This is a genomic window from Prevotella sp., assembly GCF_036570325.1.
In the GTDB taxonomy this organism is placed as follows: Bacteria; Bacteroidota; Bacteroidia; order Bacteroidales; family Bacteroidaceae; genus Prevotella.
This window is the reverse complement of sequence record NZ_DATCYK010000095.1, coordinates 22350-40637: the sequence shown is the minus strand read 5'-3', so window position 1 is coordinate 40637 and position 18288 is coordinate 22350. Positions and strand designations below refer to the sequence as shown.

The window sequence follows — 18288 nt, the reverse complement described above, 5'->3', positions numbered from 1 at the left end:
TATATGATGATTTATAACAAGATAACGTATCTGCTACTTTCTTTAGGCCTATTCCTGATTTTTCCTTCTGCCACATTTGCCCAGAAAAGCAATACGCCATCAACCCACCTAAACGGCATGACCATCCGCGGGCAGGTAGTGGACGAATATGGCGAACCACTCATCGGAGCCACGATTCGCCTTGTTAGCATGAAGCCAAAGCATAAACTTTTGGGCGAAACCGTCACGGGAGCAAACGGCTGCTTTCGCATAAAAGGTAGCGGGGAGAAGCTCTTTATCACCGCCAAATACTTGGGGTACTTGAGCAATACGGTCGATGTGACGCCCGCTGACAGCGTTGTTATCAAGATGCAGCCCGACATCAACGAAATCAAAGAGACCGTTGTAACCGGTTATTTCTCAAAAACGAAGAACTGTTTCACGGGAACAGCCGTGCAAGTGTCGGGCGATGAGCTGCGACAAGTCGACAATACCAACCTCTTTAACGCATTGAAAGTCTTTGATCCGTCATTCCAAGTGATTGACACGTACGGAAAATTCGGCTCAGACCCCAACCATGTTCCCACGCAAATAGAGATTCGAGGACAAAATACCATGCCCGATATTTCGCAAAGCAACCTCCAAACCATCACGGCACTCCCTATTTTTATTCTCGATGGCTTTGAAGTGAATGTGCGAAACATCTACGATCTCGACATGAATCGTATCAAAAGCATTACCTTACTCAAGGACGCTTCGGCCGCGGCCATCTACGGTTCGCGTGCCGCCAATGGCGTTATCGTCATCGAAACCAAGACTCCTGATTCGGGCAAACTGCAAATTAGCTACATGCTCAACAGCAAGATTGAGCTGCCCGACCTTAGCTCCTACAACCTCATGAACGCACCCGAAGCCCTTGAGTTTCAAAATGCGGCCGGCATTTTCGACGCTTATAGGGAGGGCGAAGACCCGGGGGCTAACCTCAATTCTTACAATGCCATTCGCCGGACCATCCTTAATGGCGTCGATACTTACTGGCTTTCAAAACCTTTACAGGCCGGTTTTCGCCACAGACACTCGCTTGTCATCGAAGGCAGCGTGGGCAAACAAGAGCACAAAGACCACCACGTCCGTTTCTCCGTTAACTTAGGTTATAGCGACCTCGACGGCGTCATGAAAGGGTCGGGACGTTCCTCGTACGAAGCAGGAACCAAACTCATATACAGTTCCGCCAAACTTTCCATCAGCAACAATCTCCAATTCTCCTTGGTCAACAGCAACGAGTCGCCCTACGGGCGCTTCTCTTCGTACACGGCAGCCCTGCCCTATTATCGTGAAAAAGATGACAGCGGCAACTACTACCGCACGCTGTCCATCGCCAATCTTGCCCCCGCCGACATGGCACTCGGCGTATTAGCGTCGCAACCCTCGCCCCTTTACGAAGCCCGCTACCTCAACAGCTACGCCACGTCAGCAGCCACCAATATAACCGATAACCTCGGTTTCAATTGGAGTGTCCTCGGCGATCTCCGCCTTAAAGGCACCTTGTCGTTAAGTTATGACTTCGGTCGCAGCGACGCATTCCTATCCCCCGGCAGCTTCAGTTATATCAATGACAACAACAATACCAGCAGTTCGCCCGATGTACTCTATAAAAGAGGCAAATACCAAATAGGCAACTCATCGGGCCTTACCTACTATAGCAGTCTCGTATTGTCCTATACTCACTCCTATGGAAAGTGGGATATACAGAGCATTATCGGCGCCGAGGCCCGTCAAAGCAAAACCGAGAGCGACGGATATACGCTCACCGGCTTCCTCGGAAACACGCAAGACTACCTCTCTTACGCCATACAATACCAGAGCTATGGCCGCATCGCCGGAACGGAGAACACCGTTCGGACGGCCGGTGTGTTCACTAATCAGAACTTATCTTACGATAATCGCTACTTGTTCGACCTTACCTGCCGCCTCGATGGCTCATCGCTCTACGGCAAGAAGCAACAGAAAAAACCTTATTGGTCCACCGGTCTGCGATGGAACATCAGCAACGAGAAGTTCATGCGCCCGCTCACGTTCATCAATCGGCTGGTCATCCGCGCCAACATCGGCACTACCGGTAATCAAAGTTACTCACGCAATCAGGCCGGCAACATGTATTCGTACCTGCCACAAGTCTATGGAGGCTACTTCGGTGGTATCATCTCCACCCTCGGCAATCCCGACCTGCACGGACAAACCACCTACAACCGTAACTTGGGTTTCGAGGGATCACTGCTCAACAACAGGCTGAACTTCGAGCTGAACTACTACGACAACATCACGAAAGGCAACCTGACGACCATCACCATCGCCCCTTCCATCGGCTACGATTCCTATATGACCAACATGGGCGACCTCTCCAACCGAGGCATAGAATTCAGTTTAAGCTACTCCCCCATCAAGACCAAGGACATGCTCCTTAACTTCACGCTCAACGGAGCGCACAACCGCAATAGGATAGAGAAGATTTCGGACACGCTCCAACGCTATAACGACACCGTCAACAAGGGCGCTCAAGAAGCCACGGGCAATGCCTCGACCGTGTTCTTATTCAAGGAAGGCGCCTCCATGAACACCCTTTACGCCGTTCGTTCCTTGGGTATAGACCCCGGAACGGGCCGTGAAATCTATCTCGACCGCAACGGTAACACCACCTACACATGGAATGCTGCCGATCAAGTGGCCGTTGACGTCAACGAGCCCCACCTCCAAGGCTACCTCGGAATGAACTTCCGCTATAAGGAATGGGAGCTGGGAACCCATCTCAACTACTCCTTCGGGGCCGACAAATATAACTACACACTGCACGACAAGATAGAAAACGTGAACTACATGGTCAACAACGACCGTCGGGCGCTCACCGAACGCTGGCAGAAACCGGGCGACATAGCCCGTTACAAGGCCATCAGGGACAACAGCGCCACGAAAGCCACCTCACGCTTCGTACAAACCGAGAACCGACTTGGCATGACATCGTTGCGCATAGCCTACACCATGCCCTCGCAACTGCTTCGCAACAAGTGGATTTCCATGCTCCGCCTATCGCTCACAGCCAACGAGTTATTCTATCTAAGCACCATACGTCAAGAGCGCGGACTGGCTTATCCCTTCACCCGCTCCATGACTTTCTCCGCCCAATTGAACTTTTAAATACTCTTCCGAATGAAACGTAATCTGCATTTTATCGCCATATTAACCGCTTGTATGCTCATGCAGGCCTGCTCATGGTTCGACGTCGGTTCCAAGTCTGATGTCGATGTTGACGAAATGTATCGGTCGGCCGACGGCTATTACACCACCCTCACCGGTCTCTACGTGAGCCTTGGCGACGCCGGTCTCTATGGCGCCAACCTGCCACTGCTGGCCCTTGAGCCGCTCACCCAGCAATACAGCGTGAGCGAAAACGACCCGGACCGCCTTGAATGGTCCAAATTCAACTATGCGACCGACGAAGGTGAAAAGATCATTTCCGAGATATGGCTGTCAATGTATAACACTATTGTGAACGACAACTTGCTTCTCTCCAAGTTCGATGACCACAGCGCCACGCTGTTATCAAAGGAAGTGGCCGACCTCATGCACGGAGAGGCGTTGGCACTGCGGGCTTATATGTACTTCGACCTGCTGCGTATGTTCAGCCCCGCTTACAAAGTAGACCGCGAGGCCAAGCATGTGCCCTTCAAAAACGACTTCGGTGCCACCCTCGGAGCCCGACAATCGACCGCCGCCCTCTTGGAACAACTCGTCAGCGACCTGACAACGGCACGCTCACTACTCAAGAAAGACCCCATCCTTACGGGCCAATCCATCAACAATAAATACATAACTTACAACCGACAGCAGCGCATGAACTACTACGCTGCCACGGCTTTGCTGGCTCGTATCGAACTTTACCGCGAGCATTACGACCGGGCAGCGGCCTACGCACAAGAAGTTATCAACTCGAAGCGCTTCCGTTTTGTCAAGCCCGAGGAGGTTTCGGAGACCGACGCCTACGGAGTAGAAACCAAATCGGACCGCATTTTCATGCCCGAAATGATTTTCGCGCTCTACGATGAGACCATCCTCTCGGCCTCACGGGCCTATTATGAGGTCATGACACAAGACTTTGTGAAGAGCACCGACGCCTATGGCGAGAACGATGTACGCCGTGCGTGGTTCTTCCGCAACCCCAGTGCCAACAATAAAATCAACTTCATACGCTATCAGCGGTCCACGCTCACGGCCGACAGCCATAAGTACGGCGACCCCGTCGTGCCACTGCTAAAGCTCAGCGAAATGTATCTCATCGCCGCCGAATGTGCCCTGCACGACAAGACCACAAGCTCATCGGCGCCCCAACTGCTCAATGCACTCAAATCGGCACGGGGGCAGGCGCCTGTCAACGCCACCGCTTCCGAGAACGACATACGAAATGAAATCACCCACGAATACATTTGCGACTTCAAGGGCGAGGGCCAGCTATTCTATTATTATAAGCGCCTCAACCTGCCGACCATTGACGACGGCCACTACAACGGCAACACCATTGCCCTGAAAGAAAGCGATTACACCTTCCCACTTCCACAATATGAAAATCAATTTGGTTATGGAAAATAAGCTCATCCGCTACCATGCCCACCGTCTCGAGCGCCTGCTCATCCTGCTGTCGGCCTGCATGCTCCTATCGTGTAGCGAGGACCGGCTCAACGAATACGACACTTCACGCACGGCCCTCAACATCGCCAAGGGAACCATCTTTGGCTCGGCGTCGCTCTATCCTGAGGAATATACCTTCAATGCCTACTTCCTTGGCGGCGACATTCATGACTACCTGCTGCACATTCCCGTACGACTGCAAGGCGTCATCGACAACAACCGTGACCGTACTTACAAGGTAAAAGTGGTCACGAGCGAATCAACGGGACTGACCGAAGGGCTCTACACGCTGGCCGAGGAGCAAGTGTTTCGCAAAGGAATGGCCCAAGACAGCATTCGGCTTACCATCCACATCAACCGCATGGACGAGGAACAGAACTACAAAATGCGCATAGCGCTGGTGCCGACGGCCGACTTTCAGGCCGGCATAGCCGAGTATCAGTACATGGATATTAGCTTCACGAAGAACCTTTCGATAGCTCCGGCCTTCTGGGAGAACAACAGCAAGCTACGCCGCCTACCCTACAACGCCCGCAAATGCGCCGTCTTCCTACAGATAAGCGGCATTACCGACCCCAATTGGAAAGACGACGGGCAAAGCGTTATACTGGAGTATTGGATTACTCGCTGCATACAATGGTTTGAAGAGCACGAAGAATACGACGCCACGGGCAACCGCATATATTTTGACCAATAAACGCTAACTCGCTTCTATGATGACAACAAGAAATATAAACCTGCTTTTGACCGCCCTGATGATGGTCGTGCTACAATCGTGCTACGGCAATAAGGACGGCGATATTACGGACAATCTGCCACAAGTAGTAGGCGTGAAAGGTATCAGCAGCGACACTTACACGTTATATCAGGGTGACAAGTTCACCCTCACGCCCGAGATAAGACTGTCCGAAGGGGCTGACAGCACGGCCTACGACTACCGTTGGATAGTGGGCAAAGGTGAGGTTATCAGCACCCAACGCGACTTGGATTGGGCCGTAAGTCTGCCCTCGGGCTACAGCATGGCTAACAACGTGCCCGGTACTTTCGTTGTTCACAACAAGGAGAATGGGCTCGAGTTTCGACAGACATTCACCTTCAAGGTGCTCAGCAGCTACACGCCCAACTACGTATGTGTCTACGAGAAGGCGGGCGGCACCATCGAATGGATGGCCCTGCAGGGCGAACCGACAGCCTTCAGTCGCCATTTTGACGACATGATAGCCCGCATATCGCCCAAGGAACCGCTGACGGGCAAGTTCAGCGGGGCGCTCCTCTCGGGCAGCGAACTGGCCATCTTCACCAATCACCGACCCGACTACGGCCGCTGTCTGTCTATCCGCAACGCCAGCGCCGAGGACAATTTCCTATTCAATGTAGGTGAATACACAGGCGAAGTTGCCACAAAAATGTATAAGGGAACGGCCCCGACAATCGACATCCACAACGCCGTTTTCGGCTACGGTGCCACCAAATACTTCATCTGCAACGGCACCCTGCATGTCTTCAACGGCACCGACAGCAAGCTACCCGTGTTCGATGAGCAAACATGGGTTAAGTCGCAAGGCGTGAAGCAAGCCATGTCGAGCAAGCAATTCCAGCGCTATAAGAAAGCCACCTTCGTGCTTCACGACGACGGACGCGTGGGTTGCTACCATGTTTACAACGATGAAATGGAATACATCAAGGCCGATGGGCAGGATTTCAGGCTGGATGAGCTCGTCGGTTGCTTCTCGGAGGCCACGGGAAAATCGGCCAATCAGTCCTACCGTATCTATCTGATTGGCAAGAAAAACGGGCAATACAAAATGTATCGGTTCTACGTCAACTACCTGAAACGTGTGGTGCAGCCCTTAAAATCGGAGCAGACCATGGACCTCGACGCCACCTTTGCCCGGAGCGTGGGCTATTGGTGGGGCTCGTTCGGACAGCGTTACGGCTTCTTTACCCGGGCCAACAGCATTTATCGTTTCGACTATTACGAAATGAATCAGTTTGACACGGACAAGGCACAGCAGCTCATCACCTTCCCCAATGAGGAGGAAATTATCGACGTCGTGCCGTTAGTGAAAGGCTCCGGCCTGCGCGACGAGGATTTCTGTACGGTGGTTATGCTCTACAACAAAGCCCAGCAGCGCTCCTCGCTCTACGTTTACGAAACGGCCACGGGCAAGAAACTCCAATCGTACGACCACATTATCCCGGGGCGAGCCTTGTACTTTGCCAAGTGCCTATAGGCGCTACAAGGACGGCAGCGATGGTCTTCAGCTTCATGGGAGCGCCCGCCTCATCATCCCGATAACGGAACACGAAGCTGTAAGAGAAAATATTTTATGCGACAGAGATAGCCGCTCAACCATCCTACCAAAGCAATACAGAGCCATAAAGACAATCTCCTACCCTCACGAGGACAGTCCGGCGCCAAACCGGTTTTGTAAAGATTTATTGCCTAAAAAAGTGCTTTGAAAATTTTATCATCCGGCTTTTCATGCGTCCACGTACGGCGATGAAAAGCATGTTTTTCCGCTTCGGCAAGCCTGATACGCAGCTTTCGGCTTGTCGAAGTGGCTTTTTTAGCGGCCCGAAGCAATGCTTTCGCATGGCAGAAAGACCACGAAAAAAGGCCCATTACATACGTAATGAGCCATCATAAAAGGACTTTCATCGCCTAATGATTATATAATCACCTGATTATAAGCAAAATAAAAAATAGCGAAAAATGACGTTATTTTGAGCCAAAGTATTTTTATTTTAAAATAACAAAGCCCTTAGAAGCCTTTTGTAAAAATAATTCAGAGGAAAAATTCGGTGTTTTTTAGCTGCACACCTGCCATTTTTCAACTAAAGATTCATTATTTACCGGCTAAAGATTTACGACTTTACAAATAAAGACTCATGATTTTCCGGCTCGAAATTTATGATTTCTCACTTGAAAATTTAGGACTTTTCAATTAAAGATTTCCTATTTCTCTACTAAAGAAATGGGCCATCAGATACTTGTCCGATGGCCCATTTGCCTTATTTTTCTTTCATGACCGGCATTCCCGATAGGGCTATCCGTATCTGTACCAACAAGTCGGCATAATGTGCCCGTGTGTCGGCGTCGGGCGCGGAGGCCTTCTGCAGTCGGGCTTTTATCATGTTCAGGGCCGACAAGGCGTAAGGACGCTGCTCGTCTAAGATGGTCACTTTCCAAGCCTTAACAAAGTTGGTGACAGCCCGACGCTGCAAATGACGAGTCCAAAGTGTGGTTTTCGCGCCGGTCGCGGTCGACTTGAAAATACTTCCCACAAGGTCGGTTACAAGTTCCATCGGCTTATAGTCGGCAGCGGTAAAGGCGTGTTTGCTCACCAAGTTGAGGGTCATGGCGCTGGTCAATTGGTCAAGTACCCGGTCGGCTATAGGGAAAATATTGTTTTGGGGCACCCTTACGAGGCGTTTCACATAGGGCTCTGATATGAGCCAAGCAGGCTCCGTGAACACATATTCATCGAGCCATGCCATGGCCCTCTTCTGCGTTGACCGACTGACCGGCACAAAATTGGCGCCGGGTTGATCCACGCTCTTATAGTCATGGTAGCCTCCACCGATGTTGGCAGCTACGTGGCCGGCGTATCGGGCCATCTGTGTCACAAGATTGCGGTAGGCAGCCCGCAGGTTATTATCCATGTCGCCTTCCTCGTAATTCCACTTATCCAAGTTCTTCACGATACGCTTCAGGTTCTTAATGCCATAGCTGCCGGCCTTCATGGCGTCGTCGCCCAAATCCTCGGTCTGGGCCTTCGGATCGTTATCATTGCCCTCGCCGCCAAACCAATAGCGCTTGCTCTCCTTCAACTTGGCTATCGTCATTTTGTTGAGCGTGAGCCTCTCGTCTTTCTCGCCTTTGCTATCGGGGAAATAACGGTAGCCCCAATTGATGGCCCATTTGTCGTAATCATTGATGCGGGGGAATATTCCGGCGTCGCCGATGTTATCCTCGGGCTGGGCCACATAGTTGAATCGGGCATAATCCATGATAGAAGCCGTATGGCCATATTTCTCCACCCATGCCTTGTTACGCAAGCTGTCGACGGGCGTGGCTGCGCTTGCGCCCATGTTATGGCGCAGTCCGAGCGTGTGACCTATCTCATGTGAGCTGACAAAACGAATGAGCTGGCCCATCAACTCGTCGTCGAAGCGGGCTTGTTGCGCACGTTTGTCAACGGCACCGGCCTGCGTCTGATACCAACCGTGCAACAATGACATCACGTTATGATACCAACCAACGTGGCTTTCGATGATTTCGCCCGAGCGAGGGTCGCTCACATGGGGTCCGTAAGCATTGGGAATGTCGCTGGCCAGATAGCGAATGACCGAATAGCGGGCGTCTTCCAAGCTCATCGTAGAGTCGTTGGGCCACTCTTTTCCCACGATGGCGTTCTTGAATCCGGCCGCTTCAAAGGCCACGTTCCAGTCGTTCACGCCGGCAATGAGGTAGGGACGCCACTTTGCAGGCGTAGCTGGGTCGATGTAATATACAATCTGTTTCACCGGCTCCACTAACTCCCCACGACGGTAAGCCTCCACATCCTTGGGCTCCAAGCGCCAGCGTGACACGACCTTTCGGCGGTCAACCTTTTGCTGGGTGTCGCCAAACTCGCTGAATTCCTCGGTAAAGTAACCCACACGAGGGTCGAAAGTACGAAACGCCATCGGCTCTTTGGGCAGGAGAACGAACGAGGTGTTGAGTTTAATGGTGATGTTCCCGGTCTGTTGTCCGGCCGGTATCTTCGACATACTCTTGGAGGAGAATGTCTTTAAGGTCACCACTTCCGTGTTCATAGGAAAGGTATGGATGTAATCTATATAAGAAAGTTCTTTCTTGAAAGAGGTCAGTCCGATTCTGTCTTTCAAGCTGCTGAATATGCTAAACACCGAATTATCCGAGTTAAACATATTCGTTACTTCCACGCTATACAGCTTATGACCGTTGCGGTCGGTCACCGTGGAATCTATTTTCAGTGAATATACGATGGGATCTTGCGTCGCGTTGCGCACCGCCAAGGCGATGGCGTCGGTTGAATCGGTACGTGTGTCGTACATATTGGCCCGCAGGAACATCGTCTTATCTCGCTTTTCCCAGTAAAGCACTTGGCTGTTGGCCAACTCACCGCCATACACCCCGGCGTCCACGGGTGTGGAAACATAACGAGTATTGACCATCAATAGGCGCCCCAAGAGTGAGTCCGGTATTTGGAAAAAGTATTTATCCTTCCAATGTTGCACGTTGAACAGCCCCTCCTTTGCCGGTGTTCGCACTTCTTTTTTAGGCTCTGTGGCTTTCTTTTTCTTCTTTGCCTGCGCGGGAAAACCTACTACCGCTGCCAGCATTAACGCTAATAATACTCTTCTCATATACTTATTGAATCTTTCTTTCGGTCTTACCTACTTTATACAAAGGTAGCGCAAACGAGTGCAAAGAGAATGTATTATCAATTTGCCGAGTGCAGCCTACCTTAGGCAAAGGTAGCGCAAACGAGTGCAAAGAGAATGTATTATCAATTTGCAGAGTGCAGCCTACCTTATACAAAGGTAGCGCAAACGAGTGCAAAGAGAATGTATTATCAATTTGCCAAGTGCAGCCTACCTTATACAAAGGTAGCCATTCAAACGTAAATTCTTTTTACTTAATGCCTATAATTATACAATATTAATAAGTCAACAGCCCCCTATCAGCCTATAAAAGACAACATTCTGAACATCCAAATACATGAAGATATAGCTTAACATCTCCCCTATCAACAGCATTCTATCGGCTTTTTCTTTAATTATCACATAAAAATCTTTCATTTATTTTGCGTATCCAAAAAAATGTTTTACCTTTGCACCCGCAAATACAGCATTGCTTTGCTGGTTCAAGGCGGGATAGCTCAGTTGGTTAGAGCGTCGGATTCATAATCCGGAGGTCCGGGGATCGTAGCCCCGTCCCGCTACAATAAAGCAAAACTTATTAGATTAAGGGATTTACAATAGCCATTGTAAATCCCTTAATTCGTTTAAAGAAATAAGTATACATTTGACTTATAACGCACACGTCCGGCACTACTTCCTTCATAATATTACAAAACCGACAAGAGTCGCAAAGTTCTTCGCAACTCTTGTCGGATTATTCTTACACCATGACAGCGTTTTAATCATGGGGTGAATAGTGCAAAGATAATTATTGAGGGAGCGTGATGGGAAACAGTTTACTGTCTATATGTTCACGCAGGATGACGTCAGTCAATTGACGGACGATGTCGGGATGTTGGGCCGCAACATCATTGTCTTCGTGTAAGTCAGTAACAAGATTATACAAATGAGGCTGACCTTTGATGACAATTAATTTCCAATCACCTCGACGAACAGCGATTTGATTGGTCTCGGCAAACTCCCAATAGAGATAGTCATGGCGCTTTTGAATACCTTTACCCGTAAGAGTGGGGGCAAAAGTGATACCGTCGAAATAATCAGGTTGACTACCTTTGTTACCGTATTTGCGCACATAGTTCTTCACACCGGCCAAGTCACAGAAGGTTGGCATTAAGTCATAGAAAGCGATAGGCAGGTCACTCACCATCCCGGCGTCGGTTTTTCCCGGCCAGCGGACAATAAACGGAATGCGAATACCACCCTCATAGCATTGTCGCTTGATTCCCCGCAACTTGCCATCACGGCCAAAGAAAGTCGGATCGGCGCCACCTTCCTCATGCGGACCGTTATCGCTGGTGAAAATAACAAGCGTATTTTCATCAAGCCCCTTGGCCTTTAATTTCGCCAAAATCTGTCCCACATAGGCGTCAAGCCGACTTATCATTGCGGCAAATTGGGCATGCGTATGCACCACGGCATTATAACGTGAGCCCGCATGACCACCCCATGTCTTGTCAATGAAGAATTTACGCTTATATGCTTCTACCAATGAATCGTCGGGTTGTACCAATTCCGCATGTGGCAACGTATAAGTAAAGATACCAAAGAACGGATGTTTATCGTCCTGACCATCGAGCCAAGCCATTGCCCGCTCATGAATCATATCGGCAGAGTACTGTGGCCGCTTGTAATAGTCGCGCCCAAACATCGGATAACGTATATTGTCATCCAATACCACTCGGCGAACACCGCTGTCACCACGCTGCCGGCTATACTCATTTAAGAAGTTGGGATAATACAAATGGGCCTGATATTGACAGATATAGCCAAAGAATTCATCCACACCTCGCTTATCGGGAGTAGACACAGAGCCCTCATAGCCACCGGCCCACTTGCCAAACATGCCCGTGCGATAGCCATTATCCTTCATTATCTCGGTCAGAATGATATGGTTGGGGTCGTAGGGGTGTTGCCCCGCCACACTGTAATCTTTATTCTGCCCATACATAACGACCGGGCTCTTACCCCAATATTCCTTATTACCTCGTACCTCGGTATGCCCCGTGTGCTGGCCTGTCATCATACAGGCCCGCGACGGCGCGCTCACCGGAGCTCCGGCATAAGCCTGCGTAAAGCGCATTCCCTCAGCGGCCATGCGGTCGATATTGGGCGTAAGGATATACCGTTGACCATAGCAACCTAAGTCACCGTAGCCCATATCATCGCACATGATATAGATGATATTAGGCTTTACGAGCTTGGCCGCGCCTGCGGGAGCTGCCACCAGCACCACAGACTCGGCCAATAAAACAGAAGTTTTAAATTTCATAATCAATTATTTACCTAATCCGAACAGTTCGTTGTACCCCGGATTTTGCGTGAGTTGAGGATTGAGAACTATCTGACTGGTTGGCACCATCATCAGATAATACGTGTCTAACCAACCACCTGCTGTGAGCGGACTCTCATAAGTATAGATCCATCCACTGCCAACGGAATTGTTCTCCGCTGCCGATTGCCCGGCGGTCTGTATTTTCTCGTAGTCTACAAACTGTCCACTGTACTCGTTCTTCTTAGGAGCGTAGATGTTGTTCTTGGCAGTTGTCCAAAGTCCACAAGGCTGACGATTCACATAGTAGGCAGCTTTTGCCCAACGACGCACGTCATAGAAGGCAAAACCTTCGCCAAAGAGTTCTATCTGACGCTCACGACGAATCTCCCATAATACCGGATCAACATTGTAATTGCCAAACTTTCCTCCCTTGCCGGTCCACCATTTCGCATTACCTTTATCACGATTCGGGTCGAAGCTCTCGTTTATTTCAGCTACAACCATCTTGGCTACAGAGGCACGCTCACGCAGTTTGTTGATGGTCATATCGGCCACTGACTGATTGAACTGTCCTAATTCCCACGCAGCCTCGGCGTAGTTGAGCAACACCTCTTCTATCTTAAAGATAGGCTTATCGGCCGTACAGAAAGTAGAGGAACCGGTTGAGAACTCCCACATGTCGTAGTTCTTCCAGAAATAATATCCCGTACGACAACGCATGTAGGCCACACGCGAGTCGGTGGTAAGGTTCGGACTCACGGGCGTTAACGACGCTCCCCAGTTCTGTCCGGGGCAACGTTTCATGCCTTCGCCACCAAACGCGCCACCACGCAGACACTTGGCATTGGCTCCCATGTAATCTATATAATAACGATACTTGGCAGCTTCTTCCGCCGTAACAACGTGACCTTGGTTATTGTCGCCCTCTTTGAGGAACTTCCATGACTTAAAGGAGTTCACATTATCAAACTTACCATTGTTCGGAGCGACCACATAAGGAGGCTGAATATTCTGATACAAGCGTGGATCACGGTCGGCAAAGGTGTCCCACATGTCCTTTCCCTTGCCACCCTGATAGCCCGATCCCGCATTGGCGATAGGCTTACCATTCTTCATCAGGAACATATCAACCGTATATTGCGGTACGTCGGCCGAGCTGGCAGCGATGTGCTCAAAGTCATTATAGCGGTTCATCAGCATGTTATCCACAAACTCCTTGCACAAGATAACGCCCGGCTTACCCGCCAAGTTCTCCGTAGTCCACATTTCACCGTAACCGGTTGCCGGTGTATTCTGACTGTCAACACCTTTATATAATGTGGGATAAGCGTCCATAAGCTCCTTCGATACAGCGAGACACTTCTGCAAGTAAGCCTGATAAGGCTCATTCAGACCATGGTATTTGGCCCATGTTCCCTCACGAAGCAAGAAACGTGAGAGCGCAGCCTTTACCGCATTGGCCGTTATGGTGTTATCACCATCGTTGAAGTTTCCTATATGCGCGGCGGCATACTCCAACCGTGCGATGATACTATCGGCCACCTCGGCACGCGGCGTGCGTGGTCCGTAGGTAGCTTCGTCCTTCTCGCTGATGACCTTATTTATCCATGGAACATCCCCAAAACGGTCTACCAGCTCCATATACCAATACGCCGAGAAGAAGAAACCTACCGAACGCCAGTGTTCTGTCTGCTCTTTTGTTAACACACCCTCATCCAAATGGCTGAGCATAATGTTGATTCTGCGGATATAATCGAAGTCCCATCCACCGCCATCCGAGGTCGCCGTAATGGTTTTATAGGCATAAGGATTGCGTGAGTTGTCACGATTTGTTACCAATCCACCGTACCAATCACCATAAAACTGGGCGTTCATATAGCTGCTGTTAATGCTTGTCCGTATGGTGGTATTGGTAAACATTTCGTAACACGGATTCATAAATGCCTTGAAATTATCGTACTCCTTAAACGCGTTTACTTCCGTAAGGTCGGTCAGCGGATACTTTTCAAGGAAATCGTCGTTGCACGAAGCCAAAACCAAGGCTGCCGAACATAAAGTTATAATAATCTTTTTCATGTGCTTTTCTTATAAGATTTAGAACGTAATACTTGCACCCACAGATACAGTGCGGTAGTAGGGATAACCCCAAGAGATACCATTGCTGAGCGCATTGGCCGTGGACGACGCAGAAGAACCTTCAGGATCATAGCCCTTCGGCAGCTTGCTGAATGTTGCCAAGTTCTCTATGCTGACATAAACCTTGGCGTCCTGCATCAACACTTTCCTCGTCCACTCCTTCGGGAAGGTATAAGACAAAGTCACATTCTTGACACGCAGGTAGGCCGCATTCTGCAAATACTTGTCGCTCACACGTGTGTTTGAACCCACATTGTTGCCTTGTCCGTAGATACGGAACAACTTACTGTCGGAATTAACGGGCACCATATAATCGGGACTTTCGGGATCATAGCTCTTAGCTACCCAATAATCGGTCTGATTATAGTACAAAGCTTGGAATACGGCGTCACCCGCACCGGCACCACCAAAGGGGAACAAGGCCGCGCCACTTAACCAATAGTCGCGTTTGCCCACACCTTGCAACATCACGTCGAGGCTGAATCCCTTGTACGAAGCGCCCAAGCTGGCACCAAACTGATAGCGAGAGGCGTCATTGCCGATAACCTTCCGATCGCCGGGTTTCTTCACGGTGCTTTCTCCCACGGTGATAACGTTATCACCATCCAAGTCCTTGAACTTCACGTCCCCGGGCTGCGGATTGGTTCCGTTAATCTTCGTGACACCCTCGTTAAGCTTCCATACACCCGTCTTAGCGGCCTCGGCGTCGAAGTCGGAGATAGAATAATAACCGTCAGAGACGTAACCCCATATCTCACCTATCTTGCGTCCGACATAGTAATCATTCAATAATCCCGACTCATTGTTGAACTTCGTTATCTCAGCCTGACTGTCGTAGATATTCAGACCCACACGATAACTGAAATCGCCAATGCGGTCACGCCATGTCAGATTGAGTTCCCAACCGTTGTTCTTCATATCGGCCACGTTCTGCAACGGAGCCTCTGTACCTACCACTCCGGGAATCTCGATACCCGCTGACAGCATTCCGGTAGTCTTACGCTTGTACCAATCGAAGGTAGCCGTCAAGCGATTCTTAAAGGCATAGAGGTCGAAGCCCACATTAAAGGTGGTCACTTTCTCCCATGTAAAGTTACTGCTCACCAGTCCGGGCGAAGTAATGTAAGTGGTCTTTCCGCCACCATCCAAGATATAAGTACCACTGCTGTTCACGCTCATGGTAGGAGTGAATTGGTAAGGAGCGATACGTTGGTTGCCCACAGAGCCGTAAGAGAGGCGCAACTTAAAGTCATCGAGCCAGCTCTTTGCCCAATCCATGAACGCCTCCTGCCCCATACGCCAGCCTACACTGACCGATGGGAAGAAACCAAAGCGATGATCCTTGGGGAATTTGGACGAACCGTCGTAACGACCGTTCACCTCCAAGAGGTAACGATCGGCAAAAGCATAGTTCAAACGCGCGAAACCGCTACGAATGGTATATTCGGAATAACTGTCCTTAATAGTCTTCTCACCCGTTCCACCCGCGAAAGAGGGAACGCTGGGAACGGCCTGCGCCAGCACGTTACCGTAGAAATAACGATAGTAATACTTCTCTTGATTGTAACCAACCATGGCCTTGAAGGCATGATTGCCCCATGTATGCTCATAGTTCGAGAAGACATTGAGGGCGTTGTACTTCTCCGTTGACTCAGACATACGGTAGAAGTCCTGTCCTTTTTCCATGGAATTCTTGGCCGCAAGCTGCACATCGGCAAACCTGAAACGACCCGAATAGAAATTATAATGCTCGTCGGTACGGTTGTAAGTGTATTCTCCCGTAATCGTCCAGTTGGGCAACGGCTTGAAGATAGAGCGCAAGAGCACACGTGGAACGGACGACTCGTTATGAGCCACGGGCGCATAGTTCAGCATGTTCAGCGGCGTCTGCGACGGCAGGTCCTCCGCTACGCCCAGCACAGAGCCGGGTATGTTGCCCTCGGGATAGTAGTTAATGAGTCGTGTAGTGTAGAAACCACTCATGTTACCCACGTTCTGTGGGCTGGTACGAGTGCTGTTCGTATAAATCAAAGAGGCCTCTTGGGTAAACCATTTCAGCACATCCGCCGAGATAAAACCACTGATAGTCTTGCGTCGGAACATATCTTTATTGGTGACCAACGGACCATTCTCACGGCTCAAACTGCCCGAAAGGCGATAGCGAATGCGCTCACTTCCACCCGAAACGGTCAAGTTATGATTATTGATAGAGCCCGTAGACAGAATGTTCTTGGCCAGATTCTTCTCCGACAACCAGTAAACACGGCCGTCCTCATCCTTCAAGATACCATCGCCAACCGTGTTGACCGACGACGGATTCTGCTGATATTGGCCAAGGTAATCACGCCATTTGGCCACGTCGCCATTGCCCGCCCAATAAGAGTTGGAGTAGCCTGCCTCGAGGTAGGCGTCAAGATATTCCATGAGCGAAGCCTGCTCCAAACGGTTCAAAGACTTTTCCCAACCAAGGTTAAAGTTGTAGTTTGCCGTGAAACGGTCGTTCGACTTGGGGTGCTTCAGCGTAACCAAGATTACGCCACCTGCCGCCCGCGCGCCGTAGATAGCCGAGCTGGCAGCGTCTTTCAACACCGTAACGCTCTCTATATCCTCGGGGTTTAGCGCGCTAATATCGCCCTCTACGTTATCGATAAGCACCAGTGGCGAACCGCCATTGATTGATAACGTACCACGCACGTTGAGCGATTTGGCGAAGCCCGGTCCCGAACCACCACCGATAGTCAGGCCCGGCATGGCGCCTTGCAAGGCAGCCGCGGCGTTCACCACGGGCCGATCGCCAAGCACCTCATCCATCTTGACCTGCGAAACGGAACCCGTCAGATTGGCCTTTTTCTGCGTGCCATAGCCTACAACGACCACTTCGTCAAGCGCCTTGGCGTCGCCCGACAAAGTAACCACCATGTTGTGGGCAGCTCGTAACTCCTTGGCGTTAAACCCGACATAGCTTACCACCAAGGTCGTTCCTACCGGCACTTTGATTGAAAAATGGCCGTCGAGGTCGGTAATGACACCATTCGAGGTGCCTTTCTCCAAGATGGTAGCGCCGATAAGCGGCTCACCGGCCACGTCGACAACCTTTCCCGAAACGGTAGTGGCCTGCTCACGGCTTTGGGCGGGAGCAGCGGTGGCGACAACACTCTTGTCCTTCATCCTCAAATAAACAAAGTCGTTCTTGACTTGATAGGTCACTCCGTGGCCACCAAGAATCCTGTTGAGCACTTCCTTCAAGGGCGCATCTTTCACATTTATCAACTTTACGGGTATGTCAGAAATGTGGTCATCATAGAAAAATTGGTACTTCGTTTGCCGCTGCACGCTCTTAATAACCTTGCCAACCGTGGTGTTGCTCTGATTCAAAGTAATCTGAGCAAGAGCCACGAAGCACGGAGCCAACAGCAGACAAACAATAAATAATGCACGAGGCAACAATACCCCAAATAGGCAATTGTAATGTTTCATGTCTTACATTTTTAGGTGTGAGTATATTTTAGTCAGTCATTAATTAAACAACGTCCGTGCCATGAAAACTACTTAGCCCAATCCTTATATTTTCAAAAAAATGTTTATAAGCCGTTATTTTCGGTTCCTCCACCCCACTTTTTTCAAGAATTACGCCACGGCCGACACGCTTTATCATGCCCCCGGCATAAGAAGAATGAAACAGAGTGTGCAATATTTTTTTAACATTTCAATCCTCCTATTTTCCTACTCATCGAAAAGCAGCCGCTCATAAGCCGAATATAAGGATTTTA

At 50.0% G+C, this 18288-nt stretch carries 8 protein-coding genes and 1 tRNA gene; 5 read left to right on the top strand and 4 right to left on the bottom strand.

Annotated elements, in window-relative coordinates:
* The first annotated feature begins 3 nt into the window (after window positions 1–3).
* Genes VIR50_RS09510 through VIR50_RS09495 form a run of 4 tightly spaced genes read left to right on the top strand, consistent with a single transcriptional unit; the run spans window position 4 to window position 6893 of the window.
* A complete protein-coding gene (locus tag VIR50_RS09510; RefSeq protein WP_331934889.1) occupies window positions 4–3171 on the top strand; it encodes a SusC/RagA family TonB-linked outer membrane protein in 3168 nt (1055 codons plus the stop codon).
* Between the two features lie 12 nt (window positions 3172–3183).
* The gene (locus VIR50_RS09505) at window positions 3184–4620 is read left to right on the top strand and encodes a RagB/SusD family nutrient uptake outer membrane protein (protein ID WP_331934888.1); all 1437 of its coding nucleotides are present in this window, start codon (window positions 3184–3186) and stop codon (window positions 4618–4620) included.
* Window positions 4592–5356 carry a DUF4843 domain-containing protein gene (locus VIR50_RS09500; protein WP_331934887.1) on the top strand — a complete coding sequence of 255 codons (765 nt, stop codon included), beginning with the start codon at window positions 4592–4594 and terminating at the stop codon, window positions 5354–5356. Before VIR50_RS09505 ends, VIR50_RS09500 begins: the two co-directional genes overlap by 29 nt.
* 16 nt (window positions 5357–5372) lie before the next feature.
* Window positions 5373–6893, top strand: a complete 1521-nt coding sequence (locus VIR50_RS09495; RefSeq protein ID WP_331934886.1) for a hypothetical protein — start codon at window positions 5373–5375, stop codon at window positions 6891–6893.
* Window positions 6894–7674: 781 nt separating this feature from the next.
* On the opposite strand, the gene VIR50_RS09490 is transcribed toward VIR50_RS09495, so the two are convergent.
* The gene (locus tag VIR50_RS09490) at window positions 7675–10053 is read right to left on the bottom strand and encodes a zinc-dependent metalloprotease (protein WP_331934885.1); all 2379 of its coding nucleotides are present in this window, start codon (window positions 10051–10053) and stop codon (window positions 7675–7677) included.
* A 504-nt stretch (window positions 10054–10557) separates the two neighbouring features.
* Between VIR50_RS09490 and VIR50_RS09485 the strand changes: the two genes are divergently transcribed.
* Window positions 10558–10631, top strand: a tRNA-Met gene (locus tag VIR50_RS09485).
* Between the two features lie 227 nt (window positions 10632–10858).
* On the opposite strand, the gene VIR50_RS09480 is transcribed toward VIR50_RS09485, so the two are convergent.
* Genes VIR50_RS09480 through VIR50_RS09470 form a run of 3 tightly spaced genes read right to left on the bottom strand, consistent with a single transcriptional unit; the run spans window position 10859 to window position 17686 of the window.
* Window positions 10859–12379, bottom strand: a complete 1521-nt coding sequence (locus VIR50_RS09480) for an arylsulfatase (RefSeq protein WP_331934884.1) — start codon at window positions 12377–12379, stop codon at window positions 10859–10861.
* Window positions 12380–12385: 6 nt separating this feature from the next.
* Window positions 12386–14458 (bottom strand): RagB/SusD family nutrient uptake outer membrane protein, encoded by a 2073-nt coding sequence (locus VIR50_RS09475; RefSeq protein WP_331934883.1) that lies wholly within the window; start codon window positions 14456–14458, stop codon window positions 12386–12388.
* 18 nt (window positions 14459–14476) lie between these two features.
* A complete protein-coding gene (locus tag VIR50_RS09470) occupies window positions 14477–17686 on the bottom strand; it encodes a SusC/RagA family TonB-linked outer membrane protein (protein WP_331934946.1) in 3210 nt (1069 codons plus the stop codon).
* Window positions 17687–18288 lie beyond the last annotated feature (602 nt).

Bases quoted from the DNA above. Each gene is read 5' to 3' on its own strand.
- VIR50_RS09510 (WP_331934889.1), top strand. From the start codon at position 4: ATGATGATTTATAACAAGATAACGTATCTGCTACTTTCTTTAGGCCTA.
- VIR50_RS09505 (WP_331934888.1), top strand. From the start codon at position 3,184: ATGAAACGTAATCTGCATTTTATCGCCATATTAACCGCTTGTATGCTC.
- VIR50_RS09500 (WP_331934887.1), top strand. From the start codon at position 4,592: ATGAAAATCAATTTGGTTATGGAAAATAAGCTCATCCGCTACCATGCC.
- VIR50_RS09495 (WP_331934886.1), top strand. From the start codon at position 5,373: ATGATGACAACAAGAAATATAAACCTGCTTTTGACCGCCCTGATGATG.
- VIR50_RS09490 (WP_331934885.1), bottom strand. From the start codon at position 10,053: ATGAGAAGAGTATTATTAGCGTTAATGCTGGCAGCGGTAGTAGGTTTT.
- VIR50_RS09480 (WP_331934884.1), bottom strand. From the start codon at position 12,379: ATGAAATTTAAAACTTCTGTTTTATTGGCCGAGTCTGTGGTGCTGGTG.
- VIR50_RS09475 (WP_331934883.1), bottom strand. From the start codon at position 14,458: ATGAAAAAGATTATTATAACTTTATGTTCGGCAGCCTTGGTTTTGGCT.
- VIR50_RS09470 (WP_331934946.1), bottom strand. From the start codon at position 17,686: ATGAAGGACAAGAGTGTTGTCGCCACCGCTGCTCCCGCCCAAAGCCGT.